Here is an 18,163-nt window from a genome sequence, read left to right on the forward strand (position 1 = left end):
GAACTGGCTTGGATAGGGCCTTTTTTAGACCAGGGACCCCGTTTAAGCCGAACAAAGGAGTGAGTGATATGAAATATTGGACTCAGCAGGTGATCTTTGACCTGGATGATACTTTAGTCCACTGCAACAAATATTTTGACCTCATTCTGGGGCAGTATTTCGAGATGATGAGTGACTGGTTCAATGAAGAAGGAGCTACAACCGAAGAGCTCCGCCGCAAGCAAGTGGAGATTGATGTCGAGACGGTCAATATGAGCGGGCTCGCAAGTGACAACTTTCCGAAGTCGCTGATCGCTACCTACCGCTATTTCTGCGCAAAATATAACCGGCCAGCCGATCGTTTCCAGGAAGAACAGCTAATGAAGCTTGGTCTCAGCGTATACGATCAGGAAATCGAAGCCTATCCCGGCATGGTCGAGACGCTCGACAACCTGAAGCATGACGGCCATCAATTGCATTTGTACACAGGCGGAGACCATTCGATACAACGGCGCAAGATCGAACAGATGAAGCTGGACCTCTACTTTGAAGACCGCATTTATATCCGGAAGCATAAAAATGTGGAATCGCTGGAAGCGATTTTAAGCAGCCAACCCTTTGAACGAAAACGCACCTGGATGATTGGCAATTCTCTCCGTACCGATGTGCTCCCGGCCATTACCGCCGGTGTCAAGAGCGTCTATCTGAAGCAGCAGAACGAATGGCTGTACAATATGATCGAGCTTCAGCACGAAATGCAGCAGTCGTTAATCACAATTTCTTCCATCCATGAAGTAGTGCCCGTCATTCGCGGAGCCGCTGTGCGCCGGAACAAAAGCCACGGCTGATCGCCGGCTTGGATGCGCTGTTACAAATAGCATATAAAACCCTCCGCCGAAATGATTATACTATTTTAGTGAATTTAAGCATTCGGCGGGAGGATATGCATGAAGAACAGCCAGAATAAGAAGAAAAAGACAGGAAACCAATATGCGCTGCCTATGGTGCTGGGAGGACTGGTCGTTATCCTTGCGGTCGCGCTCGGTCTTGTTCTGACCAGGGGGCAAGCAGGAGAAGCTGCGGATTTGAGTAATCTGCCCAACTACACCGATGTGAAGGGAACGATCGTGGTTGACGGTCTCAAATACGAGAAGCAGCCCCGGATCGGAAATCCGGAAGCCAAGGTTAAGGTGATCGAGTTTGCCGATTTTAAATGTCCCGCCTGCAAAAAATGGACGCAAACCTACATGGAGCAGTTCATCAAGGATTATGTGGATACCGGCAAGGTCGAATACTACTTCATGAACTTTGCCTTTATCGACCGTGACTCCTACCTGGCCGCCAGCGCAGGCGAAGCGATCTATCATCAGAGCAACGAGAAATTCTGGGAATATGTAACCAAGCTGTACGATAATCAGGGGGACGAGAGCAAGATTTGGGCCACTGAGAAGTTCATCCTGAACTTCGTGAAGGACAACATTGACGGTATCGATTACGCTAAGTTCGAGAAAGATCTCAAGAATCAGACCTATATGTTGGACGTAAAAGAGGACTTCAAAATCGCCGGCTCCTACGGCGTTAACGGCACTCCCAAGTTTATGGTGAACGGTTCGCTTCTGAAAGGTTCCTCGTATGAGGCTTTGACGGCCGCCATCGACAGACAACTGGCGGGCGGTAATTGACCCGCGAAAATCGGCAAGCCGCAGCTTAACTAAATCAGCCAGTCACCATGAAACCGGAGACTGGCTGATTTTTATTTTGGTGATCATTTTTACGGTCGGCCTTAAGCAGATTTTGGCTGAATTGCACGTACCACCTGTAAATCCAGGAATTCCTGTTACCTTTCACGATTTTGCCTGTAGATTCGTTGAATCCCCGGAATATCGCTGTTTTTCTTGCACCCTATAGTCAACCCAAGTGTGGAAAATTGTCTGTATTGGAAAATGATATACAGAAATTTTCACCACATTACGGCAAACGGCAAATCCCCTCTCCGTCGGAAGGATGCGCTCGTGCCCCGGTCTGTCCGCACCCCGGCTGAGATGGAATTTCTCCCTCTTATCTCTGCAAGAATGGCTAAAAACTAAGCCTGGGAGGGAATTCCTCCCGCTTAATCGGGCGTATTTGGCGAAAAACAAGAAAATGCGTTCAATAAGCCGGAGATTTTCCGGTTTATCGACCGGTAACCGTCTTTTATTGAATATAAAGGGGACTAATTCCCGTTCAGACATGCCCCATTTTAAAGATCCCAAGGCAGAGTTGAAAAGAACCTATCTAGAGCTATCCAAGGGTCCAGTTAATTCCGTAGCCCTTACCCTCGCCAACGTTGAACATCTCTCACGGCGTCTCTTTGGCCGCTCTATTCCACCCCCAGCTCCCCCGTTTCCGTGTTTCGGAGGGTCAGCTTGCCTTCGGCAGCCGAACCGTCCGGAAGCATCAGCTTCAGCTTGGCGGTGCGCCCTTTTTCGATAAGCGCCTTAATCTGGGTGTCGGTAAGCTGTCTGCCGTAGCTTTCCTTCCAGATGACAAATCCGCAGCCTTCCTTGTAATGAGAGCAGCCATACCCTTTGCGTCCCATAAAGATTTGACCGCCGCAGCCGGGACGCGGGCAGGTGCCGATGAACTTGGGGGCAGCAGGCCGGGAAGCAGCGGCTTCCTTGGCACCGGAACCGGACTCAACGCTCCGACGCCCTGGAGAAGCGTTGCCGCCCGGTGCGGCTGCCGCCGCTGCGTTCTCGCTCGGTGCCACTGCCGCCACAGCGTTCTCGCCTGAGGCCGCGTCCGATGCCGCTGGAACGGACCGTCCGGCGGCCTCTCCCCTGTCGGCTCCGCCGGACTCGCCTCCCGCTTTCCCGGAAACGCCACTCTGCCAATTGCCGCCTCCATCCGCACTGAAAGCGTCACCATCGCCTTTGCTACCACCGGAACCGTCCCTCCCGCCGCCTGAACGCCGGGTGCCGCCCCTTCCTTTCCCTCCCTTGCCTGATGCCGGTTCAGAGCTTTCAAAGGACATTTTGTCGGCCCTTGACTGCGCTCGCACCTTATCGACAATCATCGCTGCGAATTTCTTGACATTCTCCATAAATTGCAGGTCCGAAGCCGTGCCGCGCGAGATTTCATTCAGGCGGCGCTCCCAGTGGCCCGTCATTTCTGGAGATGTCAGCAGCTCGACGCCTGCCCCACGGATTAGCTCAATCGCAGTCCGTCCCTTTTGCGTGATCAGAATCTTTTTGCCCTGCATTTCAATGTATCCGACCTTCTTGAGCCGTTCGATTGTCGCCGCCCTTGTCGCCGGAGTTCCGAGGCCCGAATCCTTCATTGCGTCGCGCAGCTCCTCGTCCTCGATCTGCTTGCCCGCGCTTTCCATGGCCTTCAGCAGAGTGCCTTCCGTGAAAGCCTTCGGCGGCTGCGTCTCCTTCTCCTTCACAATAGCATCACCGCAGTGAACACCCTCATCAGAAACAACGGAGAAAGGCTCGCTGACCTCCGTCTCTTCTTCCGCTTCTTCATCCTTGCCCTTGGCTCTGCCGCCTCTTGGCTTGTCCTTCTTCTGATCATTATAAATGACCTTCCAGCCAAGGCTCAGCAGTTCTTTGACCGTCGTCTTGAATGTTTCTTCTTCCACTTCGGTGAGGACAGTATGCATCTTGTATTCGGCAGCCGGATAGAACTGTGACAGGAACCGCCGGACAATGAGATCGTACAGCTTCTGCTCGTCTGGACTGAGCCCCGCTGCTTTGCGCCCCGTCGGCAGAATGGCATGATGATCCTCAACCTTCGCCGGATTGCAGACAAATTTATTGCCTTTGTGCACCAGGCTCCGGTTCGCGCCTTGAACCCATTCATCGTAAGCCGTTCCTGTTAGCGAGGACAGCGTCTTGTGCATCTCCGGAATATTCTGCTCGGTTACATAATTGGAATTCGTCCTCGGGTACGAAATCACTTTATGCTTCTCGTACAGCGCTTGGGCGGTGTCGAGCGTTTTTTTGGCCGAAAAACCGAATTTGCCGTTCGCTTCACGCTGCAGCAGCGTCAGATCATACAGCCTGTTCGGATATTCTTTCGTATCCTTGACCTCGTATGAGGCAATACGCCCAGGCTTACCTTTGACCTTTGCGGCCAGCGCATCCGCTTTATCCTTTTCAGTCAGGCGGTCGCCCTGCCACATGCCCTTGTAAGACGTGTCTCCCTGCACAAAGTGACCCTCCACCTGAAAAAATTTCAGTGAGGAAAAGGCTTCGATCGTCTTTTGCCGTTCGTAGATCAGAGCAAGGACCGGCGTCTGCACCCGGCCGACCGACAGAAGCGCGTTATGCCTTGTGGTAAAGGCCCGCGAGCCGTTCATTCCGATCAGCCAGTCGGCTTCGCTGCGGGCTTTCGCCGCTTTGGTCAAGTTGTCATACTCGGACCCGTCTTTTAGCTCCTGGAAGCCTTTGCGGATCGTCTCGGTCGTAAGGTCGGAGATCCACAGGCGCTTTACCGGCTGCTGCAGCTTCAAATGCCGCTGGATCAGCGAGAAAATATGCTGCCCCTCCCGCCCGGCGTCACAGGAGTTAATCAGCAGATTGCTGCGCTTGGCGAGTTCCCCGATCACTTTAAGCTGATCAATGGTCTTCCGGTTCGGCACGAGCTTGAACTGCTCGGGGATGATCGGCAGGTCGCCGATATTCCACCTTTTGTATTTCGGATCGTATGCCTCGGGCTCCGCCAGTTCGATCAGATGCCCGATGGCCCATGTAATAATATACTGCTCCCCTTCAAGGTAGGAACGGTGATTTTTGGCTTTCGGGTCAATTGCGGCGGCGATGTTCCGTCCCATATCCGGTTTTTCCGCAATGATCAGTGTCTTCAAAAACAATCGCTCCCTGTCTATCAATCTCTGTTGTATAAAATAAACTTTTGTTTTACATAAGAATTGTCGCGGACTGCGAGAAATGCTTGAAGTTCCGGCCGCTGTTGTTTTCGGATTTCCTGGATTAGGACCGCTGTTTTGCGGTTTAAATCCGAAAACAAAGGCGAACGCTGACGCTCCTCCACTTCCAAGCTTTCTCTTCGCCGCTCCGCCTCTTATGACTCTTAAGTTCATTTTACATAGTAAAAAGGTCCAGTAGTCTATTATACATCAGATCCGATTGTTTTTAACATGCTCCTTAATCCGCAAAACGGCCTTATCAAACCCGAGAGTTTCCTTGACACCGCTGAGCCGATTTTCATATTCGACTCTCTCAAGCGCCGCCTCCCTGCCGATCACCACGACCTGCGGCGCACCGATCAGCCCGGAGTCTTTAAATTTAACGCCAGGGCGCTCATCCCGGTCATCCAGCAGCACCTCAAGACCAAGCTCTCTCAGCGTGCCGTACAGCTTCTCCGCCAGCGCGGCCTGTGCTTCGTCCTTGATCGAAACGATAATGATCTGCACCTCAAAAGGCGCCAGCGCATCAGGCCAGGCAATTCCCCCTTCTCCGGCGTTCTGCTCGGCAACCGCCGCCAGCAGACGGGAAATGCCTATACCGTAGCAGCCCATAATCATGCTCCGTTCACTGCCGGAAGCGTCCAGAAACGTTGCCGAGAGCTTGCCGCTGTAACGGGTTCCAAGCTTGAACACATGCCCGATTTCTATCCCGCGGTGCAGTGTCAGGCGGCCTTCACGGCAGCGCGGACATGAGTCTCCCTCGGCGGCATTGCGGAAATCTCCGACACGGGTAAGCGGAAAATCGCGGCCGGGCCGGACTCCCTGGAGATGATAGTCCCGTTCTCCGGCGCCCGCGACACCCTCCGTCATTGCCTCGACGGCATAATCGACAAGCACCGGCAGCTTAAGTCCAACCGGTCCGACATAACCGCTGATCACACCCGCCGCCGCAGCTACCGTACTGTCATCCGCAAGCATGATGTCCTCCGCTCCCAAATATTTGCCCAACTTCAGCTCATTGACCTCATGATCACCCCGCACAAGCACCGCGATGCTGTTGCCATCCACCCTGTAGATCAGCGTCTTGATGATTTGCTCCGGCTTCAGGCTGTATGCCGCTGTAAGCTGGTCAATGGTGCGGATGTCCGGCGTATGGAATTTCTCTGGCAATGGCGCGTCTTCAGCAGCAGCCCCGCCTCGATCCGCCTGCGGCGTGTCCGAATCGGTCTCCGCAGCGCCGGAACCGATTATTTCTCCGTTCCAGGCAGCCGTCTCGGCCTGTTCCAGATTCGCCGCGTAATCGCAATGATCGCAGACAGCGACCGTATCCTCGCCAATTGCAGAGAGTGCGATAAACTCGTGGCTGCCACCGTCTCCTCCGATCGTGCCCGCATCCGCCTCCACCGCCTTGAAGCGAAGCCCGCAGCGGGCGAAGATCCGGTTGTACGCCACGAACATGGTCCGGTAGGACAAATCCAGTCCCTCCTCGGAGATGTCAAAGGAATAGGCGTCCTTCATGATGAATTCGCGCCCTCGCAGGAGCCCGAAGCGCGGCCGCTTTTCATCGCGGAATTTGGTTCCGATCTGGTAGACCTTCACCGGCAGCTTACGGTAGGAACTCACTTCGTTCTTCATCAGGGAAGTGACGGCCTCTTCATGCGTCGGTCCAAGAATAAATTCCCGTCCGTGACGGTCGTTTACCGTCATCAGATTTTTGCCGTATGATCCGTAGCGCCCCGATTCCATCCACAGCTCCGCCGGCTGCATAGAGGGCATCATCACTTCCTGAACGCCGGCGCGTTCCATCTCCTCCCGGACAATCCCCTCGATTTTGTGCAGAATGCGGCGGCCCAAGGGAAGATAGCTGTAAATTCCGGCGGCAAGCTGCCGGATGTAGCCGCCGCGCAGCAGCAGCCCGTGACCTTCCGTGTCCGCCTCCGAAGGCCGCTCCCGTAAAGTGTTCAGTAATATCTGGCTTTGTCGCATCCTTATTCCCCCTTGAAAAAAATAAAGACACATTCGTCAGGGACGAATGTGTCGTGATACCACCCTATTTCAATCGTAGGCCAATATAGGCGAACGATCCTCAAAGCGGATAACGGCCGCAGACCGGCAGCGTTTCACGCCTGGAGCACTCAATATGGATTCGGCAGACACTGCCGTCTATCCGTATGAGAACTTATTAAGCATATGTTCCATGCCCCTCAGGGGATGAAACATATGGCCTCCAGCGCTTCTTCGCTGCAGCTACCGGGGCGGGGGGCAGGCTGACGTTTCGGGGAACCTCTCAGCCGGTGAGTTCCCTTTCTGTACCAACGGGGCTGGTGCAACTGCCTTCCTCGGTCATAGCTGCTGAATCATCAATTGTAATTTCAACTAATTTACATAATTTCGGCAGCTTAGTCAAGAGGCAGGCTTACGGCAGAATGGTTGAGCCCGTCAAATATTTGTCCACCTCACGGGCAGCGGCGCGTCCTTCGTTGATCGCCCAGACAACCAGGCTTTGTCCGCGGCGCATGTCTCCGGCGGCGAATACTTTTTCAACATTGGTGTTAAATTTGCCGTAGCTGGCCTTTACGTTCGTGCGGCGGTCAGTCTCCAGCTTCAGTTCTTGGACCAGCCCCTGCTCCGGTCCGTCAAAACCGATGGCGATCAGCGCCAGCTGCGCCGGATAGACCGCTTCGGTGCCGGGAATTGGCTGATAAATTTTACGGCCCGTCTCATCAACCGTCCGGTGGATGTTCACCGTATGCAGCTCTTTAAGGTTGCCGTTCTCGTCGCCGACGAATTTCGTCGTCATAATCGAGAATTCACGCGGGTCATGGCCGAATACCGCCTTCGCTTCCTGCTGGGCGTAGTCCAGCGTATATACATTCGGGAACTGCGGCCAAGGGTTCGCAATCGGGTCGCGCTCGAGTGGGGCCTTGTCATGCGTACCGAACTGGGTAATGCTCTTGCAGCCGTGACGCAGCGCCGTAGCTACACAGTCGGAACCGGTGTCGCCGCCGCCAAGCACAATAACGTCTTTGCCTTCCGCAGACACGAAGTTGCCGTCCGTAAGTCCCGAATTCAGGCAGCTCTTGATCGTGCCGTTCAGATAATCCATGGCGTACATCACGCCGTTCAGATCACTGCCTTCAGTGGTGAACTTACGCGCCTTGGTCGCACCGCCGCACAGCACGACGGCATCGTACTCGTCAACCAGCTGCTGTGCCGGAATATCCTTGCCGATCTCCGTGTTTACAACAAAATTTACGCCCTCAGCCGCCAGCAGGTCGACGCGGCGCTGCACGACGCGCTTGTCGAGCTTCATTGTCGGAATGCCGTAGGTCAAGAGTCCGCCGACCCGGTCGCTGCGCTCGTAGACGGTAACCAAATGGCCCGCTCTGTTAAGCTGCGCCGCCGCCGCGAGTCCGGCAGGTCCGGAGCCGACAATCGCGACTTTTTTGCCCGTACGCTTCTCCGGAGGCTCCGGAACGACCCAGCCCTCTTCAAAGCCTTTATCGATAATGGCCAGCTCGATCGTCTTGATCGTGACCGGCTGTCCGATCAGGCCGACCGTACAAGAGCCCTCGCATGGAGCCGGACAGATGCTCCCGGTAAATTCCGGAAAGTTATTGGTCTTATGCAGACGCTCCAGCGCTTCCTTCCACAATCCCCGGTATACGAGATTGTTCCATTCGGGAATAAGATTATGCACCGGACAGCCCGAAGTGCCGCCGGCCATATCGATTCCGGTATGACAGTAAGGTGTTCCGCAGTCCATGCAGCGCGCGCCCTGAGTCCGCAGTTCATCTTCGGACAGATGGTCGTGGAACTCCTCCCAGTCCTTAACCCGCTGCTCGGGATCGCGGTCGCCCGGAAGCTGTCTTTTATATTCCATAAATCCAGTTGGTGTAGACATATTTTCGATTCCCCCATCCGTTCTATTCTTGTTGGTTCAGTACATTTCGAACATATTGCGGCATTCAGGCGGGATTCACTTTAGCGCACAGAGGTTCTTGTACATTAATTAATGGGCCTAAAAGTTCTAATTTTAATTATATTAGCATCCTTAACTTTCGCACGTTAATGGACTAATTTGCTGATTGTTTGTACTTTTTTCACATGTTATGTCAGATAAGCAGGCTGATCAGCCTCAGCGTGAAGAGATTAGGGCCGCCGATTATTCCGTACGTTCGTACACGACAAACCGGTAATCATACGGATTTTTCTCATCGCGGATGCCCTGCGTGCTGGATACTTCCCGCCACTTGCTCCAGTCCGTTTCAGGAAAAAATGTATCGCCTTCAAAAGACTCTTCGATCCGGGTAACAATCAGCTTATCGGCAAAAGGCAGCGTCATCCGGTACACTTCCGCACCGCCGATCACCATCAGCTCATCCTGCCCGCGGCCAAGTTCAAGAGCCTCCTCCAAACTGTTCACGGCTTCCGCCCCTTCGGGTGTGAAGGTTTCGTCCCGGGTCAGAATAACGCTCTTTCTTCCCGGAAGCGCTTTGCCTCCTAAGGAATCCCAGGTTTTCCGTCCCATCAGCATCGTCTTGCCCATCGTCTCCGCCTTGAAGAACGCGAAATCCCGGGGCAGCCGCCAAGGCATGCCGCCGTCTTTGCCTATGACTCCGTCCTCGGCCATAGCCCAAATTAAGCTAATGCTCATCGTTATGCTTCCCTCCTCGCATGCAGTTATGAGATCTGCGAATGGAATGTCTGCTATACGGCGACAGGTGCTTTGATTCCCGGATGGTAACGGTATCCTTCAAACTCAAAATCATCGAAGGTATAGTCGAAGATGCTATCCGGTTTTCGGCGAATGACAAGCTTGGGCAGTTCGTAAGGCTCCCTCGAGAGCTGAGTCGCCACCTGCTCCAGATGATTTGTATAAATGTGCACATCCCCGCCGGACCAAATAAACTCTCCCGGCTCAAGCCCTGTCTGCTGGGCAACCATATGCGTCAGCAGGGCGTAGCTGGCAATATTGAACGGCAGCCCGAGAAACGCATCCACCGAACGCATCGTCAGCATGCAGGATAGTTTGCCGTCCGCTACATAGAACTGAAAGACGAAGTGGCAGGGCGGCAGCTTCATTTGATCAATCTCGCCCACATTCCAGGCGCTTACGATATGCCTGCGTGAATCCGGGTTGTTCTTGATCGAATCGATCACGCTTGAAATCTGGTCGATATGGCGACCGTCCGCGCTTTCCCATGCACGCCACTGTGAGCCGTATACCGGTCCCAGCTCTCCGTTCTCATCCGCCCACTCGTCCCATATGGTAACGCCATTTTCTTTCAAATAAGCGATATTCGTTTCGCCTTTCAGAAACCAAAGAAGCTCATGCACCACCGATTTCAGATGAATCCGTTTGGTCGTCATCAGCGGAAATCCTTCCGCTAGATCGAACCGCAACTGGCGGCCGAATACGGATATCGTTCCCGTTCCCGTACGGTCGCTCTTGCGGGCTCCATGATCCAATACATCCTGCAGCAGATCTAAATATTTACGCAAGCCTTCAACGCTCCTCCATTCATATTCTCTTCTAATTCTACCATGACTTACGTCCCCATGTAACATACCAAACTATAGAAAAGGACAGCATCCGCCATGTATAAGCAGCGACAGCTTCTCCATTCTTCCAGAGCGGTGACCGTTTCACACAGAAATAGAAAGCAGATAGCAGGCGCTATTAGAAAAAAGGGCGAAAACGCTTATGCGTCTTCGCCCTATTCTGCCAGCTTGCCTATGCAAGCTTTCTAGTTCGTATAATTAGCGGGTCAGCACATGAATCGGATGTCCTTCGACCAGTTCTGCCGCTTCCATTACGACTTCCCCCAGTGTCGGGTGGCCGTGGATGGTCAGCGAGATATCTTCAAGCGTAGCGCCCATTTCGATAGCCAGACCAAGCTCGGCGATCAGGTTCGAAGCTTCGATACCGACGATTTGCGCGCCGAGCACGATATTGTTCTCTTCGTTCGCGACAATCTTGATGAAGCCGTCCGCATTATTCAGGGACAGGGCGCGGCCGTTGCCCGCAAACGGGAATTTGCCGGATTTCACTTTGAAGCCTTTATCCTTCGCTTCTTTCTCCGTCAGGCCGACGCTCGAGCATTCCGGATCGGTAAACACGACGGCCGGAATCACTTTATAGTCGACAGCGGATTTATGTCCCGCAATCGCTTCGGCGGCAACCTTGCCTTCGTAGGAAGCCTTGTGGGCCAGCGCAAGGCCCGGCACTATGTCGCCGATGGCGAAGATGTTCGGGATGTTGGTGCGGCCCTGATGGTCGACCTTGATCAGTCCGCGCTCATCCAGCTCGACGCCGATCAGGTCAAGACCAAGCTCTCCATCCGTGTTCGGACGGCGGCCTACGGTTACGAGCAGGTACTCAGCCGTTACTTCCTTGGACTCGCCGCTAACGGAATATTTCACGGTTACTTCGTTGTCCGTCTGCACGGCGCTTTCCGCTTTGGCATTCGTTACGATCTCGATGCCGGTCTTAGCCATGCTCTTGGCTACAAGACGGGTCATGTCTTTGTCGAAGCCCGGCAGTACGGTATCCATGCCTTCGATAATCGTAACTTTGGTGCCGAACTTGGAGTACATTTGGCCGAGCTCGGCGCCGATGTAGCCGCCGCCGATGACGATCAGGCTCTTCGGAATTTCCGGCAGCTCAAGCGCCTCGGTGGAGGACAGAATACGTCCGCCGAACGGGAAAGGCTTAAGCTCGATCGGACGGGAGCCGGTCGCGATAATGCAGTTCTTGAAGCGGTAACGCGGCGATTCATGGTCGTTAAATACGCGCGCTTCCGTTGTGCTGATGAACATGCATTCACCGTTAAACACTTCAACCTTGTTGCCTTTCAGCAGACTGGCGACGCCGCCGGTCAGCTTCTTGACGACGCTGGTCTTAAACTCCTGCGTCTTGGTGAAGTCCACCTTCACGTTCTCGGCGCTAACCCCGAACGCTTCGCCATGCTTGGCGGATTCATACTGGTGAGCCGCCGAGATCAGCGCTTTGGACGGGATACATCCGCGGTTCAGACATACGCCGCCGACTTCGGATTTATCCACGATGAGTACCTTTTGTCCAAGCTGGGCAGCCCGGATGGCCGCCACATATCCGCCAGGACCTGCACCAATAACCAATGTATCAATATCGAGTGAAGCGTCTCCCACTACCATATCTTACACCTCCATAACCAGCAGCTCCGGATTTGCGAGCAGCGATTTAATGTAGTTCATAAAGTTCTGCGCGGTTGCGCCGTCGATAATGCGATGGTCGAAGCTTAAGGAAAGAGCCATGACCGGAGCGGCGACGATCTCGCCGTTCTTCACAACCGGCTTCTCGCTGATGCGGCCCGTTCCGAGGATGGCCACTTCAGGGAAGTTGATGATCGGCGTAAAGAACATGCCACCGGCGGAGCCGATGTTCGTGATGGAAATCGTGCTTCCCTTCATTTCGTTCGGGCTCAGCTTGCCTTCACGGCCGCGCGCGGCCAGATCGCTGATCGCCGATGCGATCATCCAGATGCTCTTGCGGTCGGCATCCTTGATCACCGGAACGATCAGGCCGTTCTCCGTATCGGTAGCGATACCGATGTTGTAGTACTTCTTGTACACAATTTCATTCGCTTCTTCGTCAATGGTCGCATTAAGCGCCGGGAATTGACGGGAAGCCGCAACAAGCGCTTTGACGATAAACGGAAGATAGGTTACCTTCACGCCCTTCTTCTCGGCGACAGGCTTCATGCGTGTGCGGAATGCGACCAGCTCGGTTACATCCACTTCGTCCATAATCGTCACGTGCGGAGCGGTATAAGCCGATTTGACCATGGCGTTCGCAATCGCTTTGCGGATGCCCTTGAACGGTACGCGCTCTTCCTCGAGACTCACATTGCCTACAGCCGCTGCTGCTGCCGGAGCCGCCGCTTTCTCTGCTGGCGCCGCTTCGGAGGCCGCTTCCACTGCTGCGGGTGCCACTGCCTGGCCGCCGCTCAGGAACGCTTCGACGTCCTCGCGGGTGATCTTGCCGTTTTTGCCGCTGCCATTCACCTTGGAGATGTCCACGCTGTTGTCACGGGCGAATTTGCGTACGCTCGGCGTAGCCAGAACGTCGCGGTCCGGCGCCGGAACGGCTTCTGCGCCGCCAGCTTCGCCCGCTTTCGCGTCCGCAGGACTGGCTGCAGCCGGAGACGAAGCCGTGTCCGCGCTGCCTTTGGCCGAATCGGCTTCCTGCGCGCTCTGCTCCTCGGCATGACCGCCTTCCTGCTCCGGAATATCGCCTTCAGCGTCGATAACCGCAACAGTCTGGCCTACGCGGAACACGTCGCCGTCCTTTGCCAGCACTTCCAGAACGGTTCCGTTAACAGGACAAGGAACTTCGACGACCGCTTTGTCGTTCTGCACTTCCATAATAATGTCTTCGTCGGTCACTTTATCCCCGGCCTTGATGTGCATCTTGATGATTTCGCCTTCGTGCAGGCCTTCGCCCAGCTCGGGGAACGGGTAGTTGAATTTTGTCACGATCGAAAACCTCCTCTATAAGAAATAACGATTAAAATTCCAGAACTTTCTTCACGCCGGCAATGATGCGGGCGGGATTCGGCAGCCAGGTATCTTCGATTTGGGCGAACGGATATACCGTGTCCGGTCCTGTAATCCGCAGAACGGGAGCTTCAAGGTGGAGAATCGCCTTCTCGTTGATCTGCGCAATGACTTCGGCGGCGACGCCGGCGCTCTTTTGCGCTTCCTGCACCACAATGGCGCGGTTCGTCTTCTTCACGGATTCCACAATCGTATCGATGTCGATCGGGCTGACGGTGCGCAGGTCAATAATTTCAGCCTTGATGCCGCTCTTCTCAAGTTCATCGGCAGCCTTGGTGGCCGTATGTACCATCAAGCCGTAAGCGATAATCGTAACATCGGAGCCTTCGCGAACGACGTTGGCCTTGCCGATTTCAACGGTATAGTCGCCTTCCGGGACCTCTGTACGGAAAGCATGATACAGGTTCAAATGCTCCATGAAAAATACCGGGTCATTGTCGCGGATAGCCGCGATCAGCAGGCCCTTCGCGTCATAAGGGTTCGAAGGAACGACGACTTTGATGCCGGGACTCTGGGCAATCAGGCCTTCCAGGGAGTCGGTGTGCAGCTCGGCCGCCTTGACGCCGCCGCCAAACGGCGTACGGAAGACGATCGGAGCGTTGTATTTGCCGCCGGTACGGTAGCGCAGACGGGCCGCCTGAATAACCATTTGGTCCAGCGCTTCAAAAATAAAGCCGACGAACTGGATCTCGGCAATCGGCCGGAAACCTTGTACGCCAAGGCCCACAGCAAGACCGCCAATAGCGGATTCCGCCAGCGGGGTATCAAATACGCGCTCCTCGCCGAACTCACTCTGCAATCCTTCCGTCGCCCGAAATACGCCGCCTACATGGCCGACGTCTTCGCCGAAGATCAGGACGTTCGGATCACGTTTTAATTCGACGCGCATCGCGTCGCGAATCGCTTCTTTCATATTCATTTGTGCCATAGCCAGTACTCCTCCTTATTCAAAATCGGCTTTTTGCTCTTCAAGATCTTTCGGCGTCGTTTCGAACATGCTGTCGATCAGGCCGGAGATCGTCATTTTCTCGGTTTTTTCCGCAAGCTTGATTTCTTCGTTCACTTTCGCCTTCGCTTCGTCCTTCACGCGCTGCGTATCTTCATCGCTCCACAGGCCTTTGGACTCCAAATATTTAACCACACGGGCAATCGGGTCTTTCTCGTTCCACTCGCCCTCTTCCTCTTTGGTGCGGTATTTGCTGGCGTCGTCGGACAGAGAGTGCGGACGGAAACGGTAGGTAACGGCTTCGATCAGGGTAGGCCCTTCTCCGTTACGTGCGCGCTCGGCGGCTTCTTTGACGGCTTGAATGACCGCAAAAATATCCATTCCGTCTACTTTTACGCCGGTAATGCCGGCAGCAACCGCTTTATGGGCGATCGACTTGGAAGCGGTTTGCTTGGCGAACGGCGTTGTGATGGCGTAGCCGTTATTTTGCACAAAGAAAATGACCGGCAGCTTGAAGCGTCCCGCAAAGTTAAGACCTTCGTAGAAATCGCCTTCGGAGGAGCCTCCGTCACCTGTGTAGGTAATGGCGACATTCTTCTGATTCTTCAATTTAAAGCCCATGGCAATGCCGGTGGCATGCAGAATTTGAGCGCCAATGATGATCTGCGGAGGCAGTACGCTGACATCCTCAGGGATTTCACCGCCGTGCTGGTGGCCGCGGGAGTACAGGAACGCCTGATGCAGAGGCAGACCATGCCAGACAAGCTGCGGAATATCGCGGTAGCCCGGGCAGATGAAGTCTTCCTTCTCAAGAGCGAATTCACTGCCGACCATTGTCGCTTCCTGTCCGGAAGTCGGGGCATAGAAGCCGAGACGGCCTTGACGGCCCAGGTTAACAGCACGATCATCCCAAGTACGGGTGAAAATCATGCGGTAAGCAATTTCTTTTAATTGATCATCGGTAAGAGCGGGCATTTTATCTTTATTGATCACTTCTCCAGCCGGAGAAAGGACCGTAAGAGCCTCTACGTCCTCTGTATATACCTCGTAAGGAACTTTACTCATTATCTTCACCTCAGCAAAAAAATTTGAATAACAATTTGAATATTGCCTGCCTCTGTTATAGAATTATTATACACCTGTTTCGTTAATTTCGTCAAAGAATTACGCATTAAATTTACACCTACGCAAACTTTGTATGTATAACAAGGCTGTATATTTTGTATAACAGAAATGCAGTTTTTCAACATGTAAATGATTTTTAACACAATTCTCATTGTAACTTATTGGCGTGAGCATTGCAAAATCCGACAGGAAAGGTGCCTGATGTAACATGGATGACTCTGTTTTTCTGAAACGTACAATTGTAAAACATACCCTTTGGAGTGAACGCCTGCAAGAGGACCGCAAGCTGCGCATATATCTTCCTCCAGGCTATAACGAGCTGCTCAGCTATCCTGTGGTCTACTGCCAGGACGGCGAGGAGTTTTTTAACTTCGGCCGAATCGCCACCATAGCGGGCAAGCTGATTCTAGAAGGAGACGTAGATCCTTTCATCATTGTTGGAGTTGAAGTGAACGTTGCCGTCAGAACCCAGGAATACGCACCTTTTGGCGCCCGGTTCGACCAGTACCTTGCCTGCTTTGCCGAAGAAATTATCCCCTATGTCGAGCAAAATTATCCAGTCCGCCGTTCGCCGAACGAAAGAATTGTCGCCGGAGATTCGCTCGGGGGAAGCGTCTCGCTCCACCTTGCCCTCCGTTACCCTGAGCTATTCACCCGCGTGCTCAGCCTTTCAGGCGCGTTCTATCCTCTCACACTGGAATGGATTGAGGACGAAACCGATCTTTCGTGGCTTGAGATCAACATGGTTGTGGGCCTCCAGGAAAGAGATTATAAGACCGACACGGGTGTTTATGATTTTGTGCAGCTCAACCGGGATGCGAAGAAGCTGCTTGTGGATCGCGGCGCCAAGGTGGATTACCGGGAGAAGGACGGACGCCATTTGTGGGGCTTTTGGCAGAAGGAGCTGCCGGAATCGCTATTGTATTTTTTAAACACTTGAACAGGACTTGAATGCCCAAAATGGTGAACAATTTCTTACAATTCTATCGGCCTAATGATTACGCTTTCATAAGAGGGCGAAGGAAGAGAACCATAGCCCTCTTCTCTACTTTAATGACAGATCTTGTTTCAGCTTATCCAGCAAAACCCCGCAGCCCGCATCAACCAGTTCATACACTTCTTCAAAGTTGCCTGTAAAATAAGGGTCCGGCACTTCCCTATGCTCTTCGTCCGGCAGCAAATCCATAAAGCACATGAGCTTCGCATCCTGTGCTCCTGGCAGTTTACGCACATTGGCTGCGTTTGAGTTGTCCATGCAGATGATATAGTCGAATTTACCGAAGTCTTCGCTGCTTACTCTCCTCGCAGCCATTCCTTCATAGCTGATACCGTACAGGTCCAGCATTCGTCTTGTCCCCTCGTGCGGCGGTTTCCCGATATGCCAGTCGCCGGTACCGGCGGAATCCACAGATATCTTTTGTTCCAGGCCTTCCTTCACGATCTTGTCCCTTAGGACCGCTTCCGCCATAGGAGAACGGCAAATATTCCCCAGGCAAACAAACAGCACATGCAGCATAGTTTCTACCCCCTGATTATTCAGCATTTTCCGGCCTCTTCATACCTTGTCCAGGCTGCGCCCCGAGAGGCACCTTACCCATTTTATCTTCGCCACCCCCAATTGTACAACCTTTCATTGTGTTTTATACTAGGTCAGGATTACAAAAAACTTTGCATCAAAGCGGAAGGAGGTTTGTGATGCCTGCGCGAAGAACCGTCATTTTTGCCGGCGGTGAGCTATCCGAGCTGTTTTTACGGGAGCTGGACAAAGATGATTTCATTATCGGCGCCGATCGCGGAGCGCTGTTTCTTGTTACTCACGGCGTTATTCCCGATATTGCCGTAGGCGATTTCGACTCCATCTCTCCGGAAGAATTCAAGCGGATTGAAGAACAGGTCCCAAGAGTGATTGCCTGCGACCCCGTTGATAAAGATTTAACCGACAGCGAGCTTGCATTGGATCTTGCTCTTGAACAGCAGCCTGAGGACATTCTGCTCTTCGGTGTTACCGGCACACGGCTTGATCATACCCTAGCCAGCATCCAGATGATGACTCGGGTACTTCAGCGCCAGATCCGCTGCTCGGTCATGGATCTCAATAATTATGTCACCATTACCGGCTCCCAGGCCACTATACAGGAACGGGGCTATACTTATGTTTCCCTGCTGCCCGTGACTCCGGAAGTCACTGGGATTACACTCGAGGGTTTTCAATATCCATTAACCAACGCAACGCTTAAGCTGGGCCAATCTCTCGGAATCAGCAACCGGCTGGTTGCGCCTACAGGGACCGTTACGATCCTGAGCGGACTTCTGCTTATTATTCAGAGTAAAGACTAAGCTGAATTTCGTAAAATTAAAGACATCTTTGTAACTTTAATAGCCATTCCTTAAAAGGCGGATTCCCTTTAACTACAAGGGTTTATCCGTCTTTTTTTGTCTATAGGGATTTGTGAAGATTAATTTTTTGTAACTTTTAATGCAATTTTAATATAACGCTTACACTTTCGGTCCGCTATGACTTTGAGCCCATCCATCCAAATTTTAGGCTGTTTCAAAGCTGTTATACTACGAACTAGCCAAGACAACTACTTGGACAAACA

Annotated in this window: 14 protein-coding genes; 4 read left to right on the forward strand and 10 right to left on the reverse strand. The window is 53.2% G+C overall.

Annotated elements, in window-relative coordinates:
• Window positions 1-68: 68 nt before the first annotated feature.
• Together PDUR_RS14980 and PDUR_RS14985 are read left to right on the forward strand one after the other, a co-directional pair.
• Window positions 69-827: an HAD family hydrolase gene (locus PDUR_RS14980; protein ID WP_042206963.1), complete on the forward strand. Its 759-nt coding sequence runs from the start codon at window positions 69-71 to the stop codon at window positions 825-827.
• A 99-nt stretch (window positions 828-926) separates the two neighbouring features.
• Window positions 927-1,661 (forward strand): DsbA family protein, encoded by a 735-nt coding sequence (locus PDUR_RS14985; protein ID WP_042206964.1) that lies wholly within the window; start codon window positions 927-929, stop codon window positions 1,659-1,661.
• A 677-nt stretch (window positions 1,662-2,338) separates the two neighbouring features.
• On the opposite strand, the gene PDUR_RS14990 is transcribed toward PDUR_RS14985, so the two are convergent.
• The 9 genes from PDUR_RS14990 to pdhA form a co-directional block, all read right to left on the reverse strand.
• On the reverse strand, window positions 2,339-4,831 hold the full coding sequence (locus PDUR_RS14990; protein ID WP_042206965.1) for a type IA DNA topoisomerase: 2,493 nt from the start codon (window positions 4,829-4,831) through the stop codon (window positions 2,339-2,341).
• A 270-nt stretch (window positions 4,832-5,101) separates the two neighbouring features.
• Window positions 5,102-6,877: a proline--tRNA ligase gene (locus tag PDUR_RS14995; RefSeq protein ID WP_042206966.1), complete on the reverse strand. Its 1,776-nt coding sequence runs from the start codon at window positions 6,875-6,877 to the stop codon at window positions 5,102-5,104.
• A 430-nt stretch (window positions 6,878-7,307) separates the two neighbouring features.
• Window positions 7,308-8,795 (reverse strand): glutamate synthase subunit beta, encoded by a 1,488-nt coding sequence (locus PDUR_RS15000; protein ID WP_042206967.1) that lies wholly within the window; start codon window positions 8,793-8,795, stop codon window positions 7,308-7,310.
• A gap of 261 nt (window positions 8,796-9,056) precedes the next feature.
• Entirely contained in the window at window positions 9,057-9,548 is a 492-nt protein-coding gene (locus PDUR_RS15005) for a dihydrofolate reductase (RefSeq protein ID WP_042206968.1), read from the reverse strand.
• Between the two features lie 53 nt (window positions 9,549-9,601).
• On the reverse strand, window positions 9,602-10,396 hold the full coding sequence (gene thyA / locus PDUR_RS15010) for a thymidylate synthase (protein WP_042206969.1): 795 nt from the start codon (window positions 10,394-10,396) through the stop codon (window positions 9,602-9,604).
• 258 nt (window positions 10,397-10,654) lie between these two features.
• Complete coding sequence (gene lpdA / locus PDUR_RS15015) at window positions 10,655-12,070, reverse strand: dihydrolipoyl dehydrogenase (protein ID WP_042206970.1); 1,416 nt, start codon at window positions 12,068-12,070, stop codon at window positions 10,655-10,657.
• 3 nt (window positions 12,071-12,073) lie between these two features.
• The gene (locus tag PDUR_RS15020; protein WP_042206971.1) at window positions 12,074-13,411 is read right to left on the reverse strand and encodes a dihydrolipoamide acetyltransferase family protein; all 1,338 of its coding nucleotides are present in this window, start codon (window positions 13,409-13,411) and stop codon (window positions 12,074-12,076) included.
• Window positions 13,412-13,442: 31 nt separating this feature from the next.
• Complete coding sequence (locus PDUR_RS15025) at window positions 13,443-14,420, reverse strand: alpha-ketoacid dehydrogenase subunit beta (RefSeq protein WP_042206972.1); 978 nt, start codon at window positions 14,418-14,420, stop codon at window positions 13,443-13,445.
• Between the two features lie 15 nt (window positions 14,421-14,435).
• Entirely contained in the window at window positions 14,436-15,503 is a 1,068-nt protein-coding gene (gene pdhA, locus PDUR_RS15030) for a pyruvate dehydrogenase (acetyl-transferring) E1 component subunit alpha (protein ID WP_042206973.1), read from the reverse strand.
• Window positions 15,504-15,771: 268 nt separating this feature from the next.
• Here pdhA and PDUR_RS15035 point away from each other — a divergent pair, with 268 nt between their 5' ends.
• Entirely contained in the window at window positions 15,772-16,503 is a 732-nt protein-coding gene (locus PDUR_RS15035) for an alpha/beta hydrolase (RefSeq protein ID WP_042206974.1), read from the forward strand.
• 105 nt (window positions 16,504-16,608) lie between these two features.
• On the opposite strand, the gene PDUR_RS15040 is transcribed toward PDUR_RS15035, so the two are convergent.
• On the reverse strand, window positions 16,609-17,079 hold the full coding sequence (locus PDUR_RS15040; protein ID WP_042209409.1) for a low molecular weight protein-tyrosine-phosphatase: 471 nt from the start codon (window positions 17,077-17,079) through the stop codon (window positions 16,609-16,611).
• Window positions 17,080-17,258: 179 nt separating this feature from the next.
• Between PDUR_RS15040 and PDUR_RS15045 the strand changes: the two genes are divergently transcribed.
• A complete protein-coding gene (locus PDUR_RS15045; protein WP_042206975.1) occupies window positions 17,259-17,900 on the forward strand; it encodes a thiamine diphosphokinase in 642 nt (213 codons plus the stop codon).
• The last annotated feature ends 263 nt before the right edge of the window (window positions 17,901-18,163 follow it).

Origin of the sequence: Paenibacillus durus (assembly GCF_000756615.1) — a bacterium.
Lineage (GTDB): Bacteria > Bacillota > Bacilli > Paenibacillales > Paenibacillaceae > Paenibacillus_AQ > Paenibacillus_AQ durus.

Bases quoted from the DNA above. Each gene is read 5' to 3' on its own strand.
- PDUR_RS15005 (WP_042206968.1), bottom strand. From the start codon at position 9,548: ATGAGCATTAGCTTAATTTGGGCTATGGCCGAGGACGGAGTCATAGGC.
- pdhA (WP_042206973.1), bottom strand. From the start codon at position 15,503: ATGAGTAAAGTTCCTTACGAGGTATATACAGAGGACGTAGAGGCTCTT.
- lpdA (WP_042206970.1), bottom strand. From the start codon at position 12,070: ATGGTAGTGGGAGACGCTTCACTCGATATTGATACATTGGTTATTGGT.
- PDUR_RS15025 (WP_042206972.1), bottom strand. From the start codon at position 14,420: ATGGCACAAATGAATATGAAAGAAGCGATTCGCGACGCGATGCGCGTC.
- PDUR_RS14985 (WP_042206964.1), top strand. From the start codon at position 927: ATGAAGAACAGCCAGAATAAGAAGAAAAAGACAGGAAACCAATATGCG.
- PDUR_RS14980 (WP_042206963.1), top strand. From the start codon at position 69: ATGAAATATTGGACTCAGCAGGTGATCTTTGACCTGGATGATACTTTA.
- PDUR_RS15035 (WP_042206974.1), top strand. From the start codon at position 15,772: ATGGATGACTCTGTTTTTCTGAAACGTACAATTGTAAAACATACCCTT.
- PDUR_RS15040 (WP_042209409.1), bottom strand. From the start codon at position 17,079: ATGCTGCATGTGCTGTTTGTTTGCCTGGGGAATATTTGCCGTTCTCCT.
- PDUR_RS15000 (WP_042206967.1), bottom strand. From the start codon at position 8,795: ATGTCTACACCAACTGGATTTATGGAATATAAAAGACAGCTTCCGGGC.
- PDUR_RS15045 (WP_042206975.1), top strand. From the start codon at position 17,259: ATGCCTGCGCGAAGAACCGTCATTTTTGCCGGCGGTGAGCTATCCGAG.
- PDUR_RS14995 (WP_042206966.1), bottom strand. From the start codon at position 6,877: ATGCGACAAAGCCAGATATTACTGAACACTTTACGGGAGCGGCCTTCG.